Annotated in this window: 13 protein-coding genes and 1 pseudogene; 3 read left to right on the plus strand and 11 right to left on the minus strand. The window is 64.8% G+C overall.

Annotation, left to right across the window (positions count from 1 at the left end; translation table 11 throughout):
- Window positions 1-9 precede the first annotated feature (9 nt).
- Window positions 10-222, minus strand: a complete 213-nt coding sequence (locus AC0L3P_RS04550; protein ID WP_007608382.1) for a hypothetical protein — start codon at window positions 220-222, stop codon at window positions 10-12.
- Between the two features lie 184 nt (window positions 223-406).
- Window positions 407-1,456 (minus strand): hydroxyacid dehydrogenase, encoded by a 1,050-nt coding sequence (locus AC0L3P_RS04555; RefSeq protein ID WP_275167686.1) that lies wholly within the window; start codon window positions 1,454-1,456, stop codon window positions 407-409.
- A 265-nt stretch (window positions 1,457-1,721) separates the two neighbouring features.
- Between AC0L3P_RS04555 and AC0L3P_RS04560 the strand changes: the two are divergent.
- The 3 genes and pseudogenes from AC0L3P_RS04560 (at window position 1,722) to AC0L3P_RS04570 (ending at window position 3,355) form a co-directional block, all read left to right on the plus strand.
- Window positions 1,722-2,287: pseudogene (locus AC0L3P_RS04560) on the plus strand (thiamine pyrophosphate-binding protein).
- An 11-nt stretch (window positions 2,288-2,298) separates the two neighbouring features.
- Window positions 2,299-2,901 (plus strand): thiamine pyrophosphate-dependent enzyme, encoded by a 603-nt coding sequence (locus AC0L3P_RS04565; RefSeq protein WP_473301112.1) that lies wholly within the window; start codon window positions 2,299-2,301, stop codon window positions 2,899-2,901.
- A gap of 76 nt (window positions 2,902-2,977) precedes the next feature.
- The gene (locus AC0L3P_RS04570; RefSeq protein ID WP_354056089.1) at window positions 2,978-3,355 is read left to right on the plus strand and encodes a VanZ family protein; all 378 of its coding nucleotides are present in this window, start codon (window positions 2,978-2,980) and stop codon (window positions 3,353-3,355) included.
- Between the two features lie 42 nt (window positions 3,356-3,397).
- Here AC0L3P_RS04570 and AC0L3P_RS04575 read toward each other — a convergent pair whose 3' ends face one another.
- The 9 genes from AC0L3P_RS04575 to AC0L3P_RS04615 all read right to left on the minus strand — a co-directional run bounded on the left by AC0L3P_RS04575 (window position 3,398) and on the right by AC0L3P_RS04615 (window position 13,228).
- On the minus strand, window positions 3,398-3,781 hold the full coding sequence (locus AC0L3P_RS04575; protein ID WP_275167690.1) for a DUF1236 domain-containing protein: 384 nt from the start codon (window positions 3,779-3,781) through the stop codon (window positions 3,398-3,400).
- Between the two features lie 115 nt (window positions 3,782-3,896).
- Window positions 3,897-4,784, minus strand: coding sequence for a 2-hydroxy-3-oxopropionate reductase (locus AC0L3P_RS04580; RefSeq protein ID WP_354206700.1), 888 nt, complete (start codon window positions 4,782-4,784; stop codon window positions 3,897-3,899).
- A gap of 12 nt (window positions 4,785-4,796) precedes the next feature.
- Window positions 4,797-5,582 (minus strand): hydroxypyruvate isomerase, encoded by a 786-nt coding sequence (gene hyi / locus AC0L3P_RS04585; protein ID WP_354206702.1) that lies wholly within the window; start codon window positions 5,580-5,582, stop codon window positions 4,797-4,799.
- An 11-nt stretch (window positions 5,583-5,593) separates the two neighbouring features.
- Complete coding sequence (gene gcl / locus AC0L3P_RS04590) at window positions 5,594-7,384, minus strand: glyoxylate carboligase (protein WP_354206704.1); 1,791 nt, start codon at window positions 7,382-7,384, stop codon at window positions 5,594-5,596.
- 152 nt (window positions 7,385-7,536) lie between these two features.
- Entirely contained in the window at window positions 7,537-9,339 is a 1,803-nt protein-coding gene (locus AC0L3P_RS04595; RefSeq protein ID WP_354213869.1) for an adenine deaminase, read from the minus strand.
- 85 nt (window positions 9,340-9,424) lie between these two features.
- The gene (locus AC0L3P_RS04600; protein ID WP_275167697.1) at window positions 9,425-10,225 is read right to left on the minus strand and encodes an NYN domain-containing protein; all 801 of its coding nucleotides are present in this window, start codon (window positions 10,223-10,225) and stop codon (window positions 9,425-9,427) included.
- 53 nt (window positions 10,226-10,278) lie between these two features.
- The gene (locus tag AC0L3P_RS04605; RefSeq protein WP_027517005.1) at window positions 10,279-11,778 is read right to left on the minus strand and encodes a tripartite tricarboxylate transporter permease; all 1,500 of its coding nucleotides are present in this window, start codon (window positions 11,776-11,778) and stop codon (window positions 10,279-10,281) included.
- Complete coding sequence (locus AC0L3P_RS04610) at window positions 11,778-12,263, minus strand: tripartite tricarboxylate transporter TctB family protein (protein WP_354206709.1); 486 nt, start codon at window positions 12,261-12,263, stop codon at window positions 11,778-11,780. Before AC0L3P_RS04610 ends, AC0L3P_RS04605 begins: the two co-directional genes overlap by 1 nt.
- A complete protein-coding gene (locus AC0L3P_RS04615; RefSeq protein WP_354206711.1) occupies window positions 12,260-13,228 on the minus strand; it encodes a tripartite tricarboxylate transporter substrate binding protein in 969 nt (322 codons plus the stop codon). The genes AC0L3P_RS04610 and AC0L3P_RS04615 overlap by 4 nt, the downstream gene beginning before the upstream one ends.
- Between the last annotated feature and the right edge of the window lie 70 nt (window positions 13,229-13,298).

Genomic DNA, 13,298 nt, shown 5'->3' on the forward strand with positions numbered 1-13,298 from the left:
CGCCAGGCCTCACGACGGAAAGTCAGCCGGTCTGACCTGGATGCGGTCGGCATGCAACGACCAGTGGTGCAGCGCCTGATCCTCGCAAAACCTCGCCTTCGCCCGCTCTCTGGCTTCGTCCTCGTCGGAGGCGTCGATCTCAAGCGTGCCCTGGCACACCTCGATCTGCCGGCCGTACTGGCCGAGCACGTCCTTCATGAACCTGACCACATAAGTTGACATGGGACCTCCTGCCTGCCCCGGCGGCGCTCACTTTAATCCCATTTAGCCGGATTGCGGGAGGGAGATTTTGACGCGGATCAAAGTCGGGCGCGGTTCCGCCCGCCAATCATTCCGTGGCGCGTAGCGCTAACCCGGAAATGGGCAGCAGGAGCGTCGCACCCCGGAACGACAAAGCGACTGCCGACTACGCCGGCGTCACACCAAACGCCTGCTTGAATCGCTCGGCATAGCGTGGCCAGACCTCCGGATTGATGATGCGCGGCGGGCGCTTGCCGTCGAGCGTATCCAGCACCTGCTCGGCGGCGATGCGGCCCATGTTCTGCCGCGCTTCGATCGTGACGCCGGCCGTATGCGGGCTCGCCAGCACGTTGTCGAGCTGGAGCAGCGGATGCTCCGGCGGCGGCGGCTCCTTGGACCAGACGTCGAGACCGGCGCCTGCAATGCGCTTGTCGCGCAACGCCTGGAGCAGCGCATCCTCATCGTGGATGAAGCCGCGCGCAGTGGTGATAAAGTACGCATGCGGCTGCATCAGCGCGAACTCGCGCACGCTGATCATGTTGCGGCTGCCCTTGTTGAGCGGGCAGGAGATCGAGATAAAATCGGCGCGGCGCAGCAGCTCGTCGAGCTCCACCTTCTCCCCGCCCCGTTCGGCCATCACCTCGGCCGTGAGGTAGGGATCATAGGCCAGCACCTTCATGCCGAACAGGCCCTTGCACAGCGCGGCGATGCGGCGGCCGACATTGCCGAGGCCGATGATGCCGACGGTCTTGTGCTCGATCTCGTTGCCGACGAGTTCGTTGCGGTTGACGTTGGCCTCCCTGCGAAGCTTGCGGTCGGACTGGATGATGCGCTTGGACAGCGTCAGCATCATCGCCAGCGCATGCTCGGCGACGGAATGGGCATTGCCGCCGGACTGGTTGACGACCAGCACGCCCGCATCGGTGCACGCCTCGACGTCGACGGGATCGAAGCCTGCACCATTGCTCGAGACCAGCAACAGGTTCGGCGTGCGTTTCAGGAAGGCGGCATCGACGTGGAAATGCGGGGCGAGTTCGTCCCGGGCGGCGCCGATCTGGTAGACATGAGCGGCACCGATGATCGGCGCGTAGAAGTCTTCGGGACTCTCGTTCTCGATGCGATCGAGCCGGACGTCGGGCCGCGCCTTCAGAATGTCGATATAGATCGGATTGGCCAGATATTTGACGTAGAAGACGCGCTTGCTGTTGACGGACATAAGGACCTTTCCGGCTCTCTCCTGGAGATCCGCAGGGCCAGCGCGGCGCGCGCTCCTTTCATGCGTTCCTCCGTTCTCTTGTTATTGCCGCTTATGACACGGCGCCAGCGGCCGCGGCAGGCCGTCTGGCGCAGATCACGGTGCAGCCCGGACATGTTGACAATCCCGCTGCCTGCGTCAAGTTCGGCAGACCGCCGCGACGGCCGACACGAGCCTAAGGCAATGGCAAAGACCAAGAAGCATGCGCGGCCGAAGGGAGAACGCAATGCCGATTGCGGAGCAACAAACCTCGTCCGAGGCGGCGCAGACCTCCAGTGACACGAGCTGGCACGGCATCGTCCTGCAAACCCTGAAGCGGAACGAGATCAGCCTCGTCCCTTACGTGCCTGACCGCGTGCTGACGCCGCTGATCAAGAACCTGCACGCCGATCCGTTCTTCACCACCTTGCCACCGCCCGCGAGGAGGAGGCCGTCGGGATCGTCTCGGGCGCCTGGATGGGCGGACGACGAGGCGCGGTGTTGATGCAGACCTCGGGCTTTGCGACGCTCGCCAACGTGCTGGCCTCGCTCGCGGTGCCCTACCAGATTCCGCTCATCATGTTCGTGTCCGAGCGCGGCACCCTCGGCGAGTTCAACTACGGCCAGTCACTGGTCTGCCGCACCATGCGTCCGGTGCTGGATTCGTTGGCACTGGAGCATCACACCATCACCCGGCTCGACGAACTCGAATTCATTGCCGACCGTTCGATCAAGCAGGCCGTGACGACGCAGGCGCCGGTGGCACTGATCCTCAACCCGCTGCTCACCGGCGGCAAGGTGTTCAACAAGTGAAGCCGGCCCAAATGAATACAGACGCGCGCAACACCAAAGTGATGAACCGCTTCGACGTCACCTCGCGCTTGGTCGCGAAACTCCAGCACGAGGAAGCCGTGATTGGCGGCATCGGCAACACCAATTTCGACCTCTGGGCCGCCGGCCACCGTCCGCAGAATTTCTACATGCTCGGCAGCATGGGGCTCGCCTTCCCGATCGCGCTGGGCGTGGCACTGGCGCAGCCGGACCGGCGCGTCTTTGCGCTCGAAGGCGACGGCTCGCTCCTGATGCAGCTCGGCGCGCTCTCGACGATCGCAGCGTTGAAGCCGAAGAACCTCATCATGATCGTGATGGACAACGGCATCTATCAGATCACCGGCGCGCAGCCGACGCCGGCCGCGAACGTGGCTGACATCGTCGCCATCGCGACCGGCTCCGGGCTTGCCAACAGCGCCTGGGCCGCGGACGAGGAGGATTTCGAGCGTCTGGTCGAGGAAGCCATGTCGGCCGGCGAGCCCAGCCTGATCGCCGTTCGTATCGATGACAAGCCGGGCGTCGGCGCCACCCGACGCGATCCCGTACAGATCCGGGAGCGCTTCATGCACGGCCTTAGCGTGCGGGAGCCGCTTTAACATTTCGTCATTAACTACACGGCGATCTGATCCTAGCGCCTCGGCAGGCTGCTGCAATCCGTGCTAAGCGGTGCGGATGTCCTTTTTGGTTCGCTCCTCTGCCTGGCTGCTTGCCGCCGCCGTCGCCTTTGCCACCCTCGGCCCGCCCGGCCTGCGGCCCCATTCCGACCTTGGCCAGGACGGCGAACATGCCCTCGCCTTCGTGCTGGTGGGACTAGCCTTCGGTCTCGCCTATCCGCGCCGCCGCCTGTCGGCCACAGCCATCGCCGTGGTGCTGATCGGCCTGCTCGAACTGATGCAATTCTGGGCACCGGGACGGCATGCGCGGCTGGAGGACTTTCTGGTCGATGCCGGCACCACCTGCATCGGCTTCGCGCTCGCGGCCATCGCCGATTGGGGCATGACGCGGTTTCGCGCGAATTCGGCCCTGACGAGCCAAGGCCCCGCGGAGTGATGCTCCGCAGGGCCCGTCTCTTCAAAGCTCACGCTCGATCGATCAGTCGATGATCTTGACGACGCGGCGCGTGCGCGGCTCCACGATCACGCGGCGATCGTTCACGACCGCATAGCGGTATTCGGTGTAGTTCGGCACGGGTCGCAGCACCACGGTCGGCGGCAGTGGCTCGCCGACCACGACGCGATCCTCGACGACTACGGATTCACTACGCGGGATGCCGCCCAGAATGGCATTCGGAATTTCCAGACCGGCGCCGACAGCGGCGCCGACGGTACCACCGACCATCGCTCCGACCGGGCCGCCAATGTCGCCGCCCGCGCGTGCGCCGTTCCTGGCGCCTTCTTCGGTCGTCGACTGAGCAAAGGCCGCACTCGACGCCAGCAGCGACGCGGCAGCCAACGAAATCGCAAGACGGGTTTTCATGTGCTTATGTCTCCAGTGATTGTTGTGCGCCTTCAACCGCGGGGCCGGATCATTGTTCCGGTTCCCCGCCCGATCTAGGCAGAACTACAAGTGGAGACTGTTACCCGGTAACAGTTCAGGTCGCGGCGATCTCGTGCCCCGCCATCAGTTCCAGCGCGCGCACCATTGCCGAGTGATCCCAACCCTTGCCGCCATGCGCGGCGCAAGACGAGAACAATTGCTGCGCCACTGCCGTGCTCGGCAGCGACAGGCCGAGGACGCGGGCGCCTTCAAGCGCGAGGTTGAGATCCTTCTGGTGCAGCTCGATGCGGAAGCCGGGATCGAAATTGCGCTTCACCATGCGCTCGCCATGCACTTCGAGAATCCGCGACGACGCAAAGCCGCCCATCAGGGCCTGCCGCACCAGCGCCGGATCCGCACCGGCTTTCGACGCGAACAGCAGCGCTTCGCTGACCGCCTCGATCGTCAACGCGACGATGATCTGGTTGGCGACCTTCGTCGTCTGGCCGTCGCCATTGGCGCCGACCCGGGTGACATTCCTTCCCATCCGGTCGAAGATCGGCTTCATGGTGTTGAAGGCGCGCTCGGGGCCACCGACCATGATGGTGAGGCTTGCCGCCTTGGCACCGACCTCCCCGCCTGACACCGGTGCGTCGAGATAATCCGCGCCGAGCGCCTCGATCTTCTTCGCAAACTCCTTGGTCGCCAGCGGCGAGATCGAGCTCATGTCGACCACGATCTTGCCCTTGGAAATGCCGCCCGCGACACCGTCCTTGCCGAACAGCACGGCCTCCACATGCGGCGTATCCGGCACCATGATGATGATCGCATCCGCGTCCTCCGCGACCTCCTTGCTTGACTTGCAGGCAACGCCGCCGGCAGCAATCAACTCGGGTGCGACCGGCCCGACATCGTGCAGGAGAACGCGATGGCCTGCGGCCAGAAGATGGCCGGCCATCGGCCGTCCCATGGTGCCAAGTCCGATAAAGCCGATGTCGATCATGTCAAAGTTTCCTCAGGTCTCAAACGTTTGCGCGGCGTGCCAGGACAGGCCTTCCAGCGTCGTGGTGCGCGGCTTGTATTCGCAACCGATCCAGCCGCGATAGCCGATCGCGTCGAGATGGCGGAACAGGAAGGGATAGTTGATCTCGCCGGTGCCGGGCTCGTGACGGCCGGGATTGTCGGCGAGCTGGATGTGCGCGATCTGCGGGAGATATTCTTGCATGGTACGGGCGAGATCGCCCTCCATGATCTGCATGTGATAGATATCGTACTGGATAAACAGATTGTTCGAGCGGACTTCGGAGATCAGCTGCACCGCCTGCTCGGTGCCGTTGAGGAAGAAGCCAGGAATGTCGAGCGTGTTGATCGGCTCGACCAGAAGCTTGATGTTCTCCCGCGCCAGCGTCGAAGCTGCGAAGCGCAGATTTGCGACCAGGGTTTCGTTGAGTTCGCGCGGATCGGCATCGACAGGCGCGATGCCGACGAGACAGTTGAGCTGCTCGCAATCGAGCGCCTTGGCATAGTCGATGGCGCGAAACACGCCGTCCCTGAACTCGCTGACACGATCCGGCAGGATCGCTATGCCGCGCTCGCCTGCCGCCCAATTGCCGGCCGGCAGATTGTGCAGCACCTGCGTCAGCCCATGACTGTCGAGTTGCTCGCGCAGCTGCGCTTTGTCGAAATCATACGGGAAGAGGTACTCGACCCCGGAAAAGCCCGCCGCTTTGGCCGCGGCGAAGCGGTCCACGAACGGCATTTCGTTGAAGAGCATGGTGAGATTGGCAGCGAATTTCGGCATGATGCTGGTCCCTATTCGGCCGGCTGCAGCACGCCGGACTGCGCGGTCGTGACCTCGTCGAGCGGCAAATCCAGCACCTCCTCGAATTCGACGATGTTGTCGATTTCCGTGCCCATCGCGATGTTGGTGACGCGTTCGAGAATGAACTCGACCATCACGGGCACGCGGTGCTTCGCCATCCATTCGCGCGCAGTGGCGAACGCGGCCTGCGCGTCCTTGGGATCGGTGACGCGGATCGCCTTGCAGCCGAGCCCTTCGGCGACGGCGACGTGATCGACGCCGTAGCCGCCGAGTTCGGGCGCGTTGATGTTCTCGAACGAGAGCTGGACGTGATAGTCCATGTCGAAGCCGCGCTGGGCCTGGCGGATCAAGCCGAGATAGGAATTGTTCACGACGACGTGGATGTAGGGCAGATTGAATTGCGCCCCGACCGCGAGCTCTTCAATCAGGAACTGGAAGTCGTAGTCACCGGAGAGCGCGACGATGTCCCGATCCGGACACGCCGCGCGCACGCCGAGCGCCGCGGGTAGCGTCCAGCCGAGCGGTCCCGCCTGCCCGGCATTGATCCAGTTGCGCGGCTTGTAAACACCCAGAAACTGCGCGCCGGCGATCTGCGACAGGCCGATCACGGAGACGTAGCAGGTGTCACGGCCAAAGGCCTTGGTCATCTCCTCGTAGACGCGCTGCGGCTTGATCGGGACGTTGTCGAAATGGCTCTTGCGCAGCATCGTCTTCTTCCGGTCGCGGCAGGAAGCAGGCCACGCCTGGCGCTCGCGCAGCCTGCCTGACCGGCGCCACTCCCTGGAGACGACGACGAACAGTTCGAGTGCCGCCTTCGCGTCCGAGACGATGCCGAGATCGGGATTGAACACGCGCCCGATCTGGGTCGGCTCGATGTCGACATGCACGAAGGTGCGACCCTTGGTGTAGGTCTCGACCGAGCCGGTGTGGCGGTTTGCCCAGCGATTGCCGATGCCGAGCACGAAATCGGATTCGAGCATGGTGGCATTGCCGTAACGATGGCTGGTTTGAAGACCGACCATGCCGGCCATCAGCACGTGGTCGTCCGGGATGGCTCCCCACCCCATCAGCGTCGGCACGACCGGCACGTTGGCGATCTCGGCGAACTCCACCAGCAATTCCGAGGCGTCAGCATTGATCACGCCGCCGCCCGCGACGATCAGCGGCCGTTCGGCCGCATTGAGCATCTCCAGCGCCTTCTCGACCTGCTTGCGGGTCGCGGTTGGCTTGTAGACCGGCAGCGGCTCATAGGTCTCGTCGTCGAACTCGATCTCGGCGAGCTGCACGTCGAGCGGCATATCGATCAGCACGGGGCCGGGCCTTCCCGAGCGCATCACGTGAAAAGCCTGGCTGAACACGCGTGGCACAAGCGCCGGCTCGCGCACCGTCACCGCCCATTTGGTCACGGGCTTTGCGATCGATTCGATGTCGACGGCTTGGAAATCTTCCTTGTAGAGCCGCGCCCGCGGCGCCTGGCCGGTGATGCACAGGATCGGGATCGAGTCGGCGATCGCCGAATAAAGCCCGGTGATCATGTCGGTGCCCGCCGGCCCCGAAGTTCCGATGCAGACGCCGATATTGCCCGCCTTGGCCCGCGTGTAGCCCTCGGCCATGTGCGAGGCGCCCTCGACATGGCGCGCCAGGATGTGGCGGATTGAGCCGCGCTTCTTCAGCGCCGAGTAGAGCGGATTGATCGCGGCCCCGGGAACGCCGAAGGCGGTCGAGATGCCTTCCTTCTCCAGAATTCGCACGGCAGCATCGATGGCTCGCATCTTCGCCATATCGGACCTCGCTCGGTTATGTTGGCTCGAGCGAGATCATCGGGCGCGCGGGTGCTGCACTCAACGAGATCGATTTTATTTTCCACGATGCGGCAACCGCGGAAAAATCGCGGCAGCTTCAGTCAGTTAAGTCGAGACACGCGTGAAAGCGGTCACTCGAACAGCGGCGCCAGCTGCATCTGCGGCACCAGCACGAGTCCCTTGTCGGTGATACGAATTTCCGGAATGACCGATAGCGGAATCAGATTGAAGCCCATGTAGGGAATGGTGCAGCCGGCTTCCGCCCATTCCTTCTTCAGCACCTTGACCTCTTCGGCCACCTCTGTGACGCGCTTGTCGGACAGGAGGCCGGCGATCGGCAGCGGCACTAGCGCCCTCACCTTGCCCTCAGCGACGAGGCAGACGGCGCCCTGTTGCTCCTTGATGGCGGCGACCGCGACCTGCATGTCGGCCTCGTTGGTGCCGGCAACGATGATGTTGTGGCTGTCGTGCCCGACGCTGGAGGCGACCGCGCCGCGCTTCAGGCCGAAGTCCTTCAACAGGCCATAAGCGACATTGCCGGCCGATTTGCCGTGACGCTCGACCACCGTGACGAAGCACAGGCCGTAGCGGGCGAACAGTGAGGGCCAGTCCTTTGCGGGCTCGGTCGCGATCTTCTCATGAATCAGCGTGATGCCGGGCAACGCCGTCTTGATCGCGTTGACGGTACAGGCTTTCGCCGGAAGCTCCGGCGTCAGCTTGACCTTCTCGGGCAGTTTCACGGTCGCATAGGCCGCCTTCGGGTATTGATAGCGCTGCGACAGCGCCTGATCGAGCTTCGGCGTGATCTTGCGGTTCTCGACCACGAGCTCGCCGCCATACCAGGTGCATTGCGGCTTCAGATTATCGTCCATCAGCACGAGATCGGCGCGGCGGCCGCCGCCGAGCCCGCCGATATCGCTGTCCATGCCGAAGCGCGTCGCGCCATGCAGCGAGCCCATCGACCAGGCCTGCTCCGGCGACATCCCTGCCTTCACGGCTTCGCGCACCACCCAATCGAGCCCAAACAGCAGGAGATCGTCGGCATCGCGATCGTCGGTGCACACGGCGGTGCGCTTGTGCGAGGCCCCGAGCTCGGTGATGGTCCGGATCGCCTGCGGCAGCGAGTGCCAGGGCGTGGTCGGCGGTCCCCCGCGCAGGAACACCCAGACGCCGGCATCGAGCAAATCGTCGGCGATGTCGCGGTCGATCGCCTCATGGGTGTCGGTGACGCCGCTCGCCGCATAGGCCGCAACGAATTCGCGGCCGTAGACGTGACCGGACACCGGCCGTCCGCGTTTCAAGGCAGCGGCGAGGATCGCATGGCTGCGCTCGTCTCCCATGGTCACGGGCACAAAATCCATCTTCTCGCCGAGCCCGACGGCTTCCGGCCAGCGGTCGAACAGGCCGGCGATCTTGTCCGGCGTGAGGTCGCCGCCCGCAGTCTCCAGTGCGGCCGAAGTCGCAGGAACCGTGGAGGGCACCGTCAGGAAGATCGACAGCGGCGCCTCGCGCGCGTCCTCCAGCATCGCTTCGACGCCGGCGACGTCCATCACGTTGCCGATCTCGTGGCTGTCGCAGAAGATCGTGGTGGTGCCGTTGAGCAGAGCCGCTTCGGCATAGGCGCAGGCCGTCACCATCGAGGATTCGATGTGGATGTGCGGGTCGACCAGCCCCGGCGCGACGATGCCGCCGGCCGCGTCGTAAACCGGCACGTTGCCGAAGACTTTCTTCGCGGCACCCGTCGGCTTCACCGCAGCAACGCGGCCGCCGGTGATCCAGATTTCGCGGCTCGCGTGGATGCGCTCCGAATAGGTCGAGAGCACCCGCGCGCCGGTGACGACGAGATCCGGCGCGACACGCGCCGAGGCCACATCGGCAAGACGGCGGGTCATCGAATGCAGCGGTGCGACGGCGAAGCGGGTAAGTCTGGTCATCAGGACCCTCGCGTGGCGTTATGACCCTGGGATGGTTACGCCCTGCGCCGGACCGGGCAAGCGCAAATATAACGGCACGCCCTGCTTACGCCTTAGGCGGCGAAGTGCCTGCCGTCCCTGACCTCGCGGGTCTGCGCGAGTTCCGTCGTCTCGGGGCCGCTGCGGCAGCGGGCTTGACCCGAATCCGCATCGACCTCCCGTTCTGCTCGTCGATCTCGAACGCATTCGTCTTGCGCACGAGGTCACTCAGTTTGCGGAAGCCGAACGTTCTCGGATCGAAATCGGACGCGAGATTGGCGAGCTGACGGCCGACTTCCCCAAGCGTCACCCAGCCGTCCTCGCTCTCCATCTGGGTGATGACCTTCTTGATGATGGGCGTTGCGGCATCAGGTGGCTGAAGCGAGGTCGATCGCGAGGCGGCGTCCTGGGTGTTCGCCGGGGCGGGAAGCAGGTTCTCCGTGTAGACGAACCTTCGGCAGGCCTGCCGGAAGCTCTCCGGCGTCTTCTGTTCGCCGAACCCAAAGACATCGATGCCCTGCTCCCGGATCCGGGCGGCGAGACGGGTGAAATCGCTGTCCGACGAAACCAGGCAAAAGCCGTCGAACCGGCCGCTGTGAAGCAGGTCCATCGCGTCGATGACCAGGGTGATGTCCGAGGCGTTCTTTCCCGTCGTGTAGGCGAACTGCTGCTGCGGGATGATGGCGTGCTTCGACAGGATGTCGGCCCAGCCCCTCGACCTGGCATTGGAGAAGTCGCCGTAGATGCGCCGGACGCTGGCCTCCCCGATCTTGGCAATCTCCTCGAACAGTCCATCCGCGATCTTCGCCGAAGCATTGTCGGCATCGATCAGGACGGCGAGACGGGGCGAACGGAGCTCTGACGGCATGACTTTCCCTCACGAGATGGACTTAGCACGAGAAGACGCTCGCGTCGGGATGGCTAGTCCTCGTTCGCCTTGAAGCGTCCCATCCCTTTCAGCACGAAGGGTGCCAGCAGCGCGATCAACGCCAGCGCAAGCAGCGTCGCCGAGATCGGGCTCTGGAGCAGCGTCATGGGATCGCCCAGACTGATCGCGAGCGCGCGACGCAGCTGGCTCTCGGCGATCGGGCCGAGGATCAGGCCGACCACGACGGGCGCGATCGGAAAGTCGAACCGCCGCATCAGAAAGCCGAGCACGCCGAAGCCGGCCAGCATCGACAGTTCAACCACCGACGGCTTTGCGGCGATGGTGCCCATGGTCGCGAACACGAGGATGCCGGCATAGAGCCACGGCTGCGGGATCGCCAGCAGCCGCACCCACAGGCCTACCAGCGGCAGATTGAGTACCAGCAGCATGCAATTGGCGATGAACAGGCTCGCGATCAGGCCCCACACGAGGTCGGGCCGCTCGGCGAACAGCAGCGGCCCCGGGTTGAGGCCGTATTGCTGGAAGCCCGCCAGCATCATCGCGGCGGTCGCCGAGGTCGGCAATCCCAGCGTCAGGAGTGGGACCAGCGTGCCCGCAGCCGAAGCGTTGTTGGCGGCCTCCGGTCCTGCGACACCTTCGATCGCGCCCTTGCCGAATTCTTCGGGGTATTTGGTCAGCCGCTTCTCGCAAGAATAGGACAGGAAGGTCGGGATCTCCGCTCCGCCGGCAGGCAGCGCACCGATCGGGAAGCCGAACATGGTGCCGCGCAGCCACGGCTTCCACGATCGCTTCCAGTCTTCCTTGGTCATCCACAGCGAGCCGCGCACCGGCTCGAGCTTCTCCTCGGTGTGGTGGCGGCGCGATGCGACGTAGAGCGCCTCGCCCACCGCGAACAGGCCGACCGCGAGCGTCGTCACCTCGACGCCGTCGAGCAGCTCGGGCACGCCGAACGCAAGCCGCGCCTGGCCGGTCAGCTTGTCGATGCCGACGAGGCCCAACGTCAGACCAATGAACAGGCTGGTCAGGCCGCGGATCGGGGAATCGCCGAAGGTCGCCGACACCGTGACGAAAGCGACGCACATCAGCGCGAAATAGTCCTCCGGGCCAAAGCGCACCGCGAAATCGACCAACCACGGCGCGAGAAATGCAAGCCCGATGGTGGCGATGGTGCCGGCGACGAAGGAGCCGATCGCGGAGGTCGCGAGCGCCGGCCCGCCGCGGCCGGCCTTGGCCATCTTGTTGCCTTCGAGCGCCGTCGCCATTGAGGCGCTCTCGCCGGGCGTGTTGATCAAGATGGCCGTGGTCGATCCGCCATACATGCCGCCGTAATAAATGCCGGCAAACATGATCAGCGAACCGCCGGGATCGAGCTTGTACGTCACCGGCAGCAGCAGCGCGACCGTCAACGCTGGGCCGATGCCGGGCAGCACGCCCACGGCGGTGCCGAGGAACACGCCGATCAGGGCGTAGAGGAGATTCATCGGCTGGACGGCGACCGCCATGCCGTGGGCCAGCGCGGCAAAGGTGTCCATCACAGCAGTCGCTCCAGGGGGCCGGCCGGAAGGCTCAACGTCAACAGCCGGTCGAACGCGAGGTAAATGAGGGTCGACATCACGAGGGCGATGGCGGAATCGACGAGCACGGCGCGGCGCCCAAATGCTGCCGAGGTCGTGACGAACAGCGCCGATGTCGCCAGGATGAACCCGCCGCCGAAGCCGATGATGCCGATCAGCAGCGCAAGGCCGGCGAGGATCAAGACCACAGGCACGGGATCGGCGCTCTCGCGTGCCGGCAGACTGCCGCGCAACGCGTCAACGAGATTGCCGATCGCAAGCAGCGCGAGGCCGGAGGCGATCACGATCGGCATGGCTTCCGGCCCCATCCCGTACATCGCGGTCGATTGCAGCCCGCGCGCGTCCCAGACCAGCACCCCGGCAAGACCTGCGAGCAACGCCGCAATCACGATGCCGGCGCGATCGACGCGCCGCGGCGGCTGGACGGGATCGCCTGTGGTCATGACTTGATCAGGCCGACTGATCTCAGCACGTCCGTCACACGTACCGTTTCCTTCTTCAGGAACTCGGCGAAGGCGTCGCCGCCGAGATAGGCATCTTCCCAGCCCTTCTGCTTGAGGATGTCCTTCCAGGCGTCCGACTTCACCATCTTCTCGACCGCGTCGCTCAGCGTCTTGCGCTGCTCCGGCGTGATTCCGGGAGGCGCGACCACCGAGCGCCAGTTGGCGATCACGAGGTCGATGCCCTGCTCCTTGAACGTCGGGATGTCGCTCCCTAGGATGCGCTTCTCCGAGGTCACGCCGATCGCGCGCAGCTTGCCGGACTTGATCTGCCCATCATATTCGCTGAGGCCCGAAATGCCGGCGGTGACCTTCGCGCCGAGAATGGCGGCGAGCGACTCGCCGCCACCCGAGAACGGGATGTAATTGATCTTCTTCGCGTCGGCGCCAACGGCGCCGGCGAACAATGCCGCCATCACATGATCGACGCCGCCGGCCGAGCCGCCGGCGAAGGTCACCTTGGCGATGTCGGCCTTCACCGCTGCGGCCAGATCCTGCGCGTTCTTGATCGGCGAATTCGCCGGCACCACGATCACCTGGATTTCCTCGGTGAGGCGCGCGATCGGCGTCACCTGTTCGAGCGTGACGGGTGATTTGTTCATGGCGAGCGCGCCCACCATGACGAAGCCGTTGACCATCAGCTGGTTGCCGTCACCCTTGGCGCCGTTGACGAACTGCGCGATGCCGACGCTACCGCCGGCGCCGGGAACGTTCGTGACCTGCACGCTGCGTGCGACGCCGGCGGCGACCAGCGCCTGCTGCATCGAGCGCGCGGTCTGGTCCCAGCCACCGCCCGGCGCCGCCGGTGCCATCAGCTTGAGCTCGAGCTGCTGGGCAAGGGCCGGCGTGGCTGCCGCAAGGGTCAGCGCGACGGCTGCGCCGACGAGGCGCGCGGGAAGTTGAAACATGGGACGTCTCCGGGCTCATGCGGACATTTGCCGCATCGTGTCGTTTGGTCGCATATCAGCCAAAACGGCC

This window comes from Bradyrhizobium sp. WSM4874 (assembly GCF_055811835.1).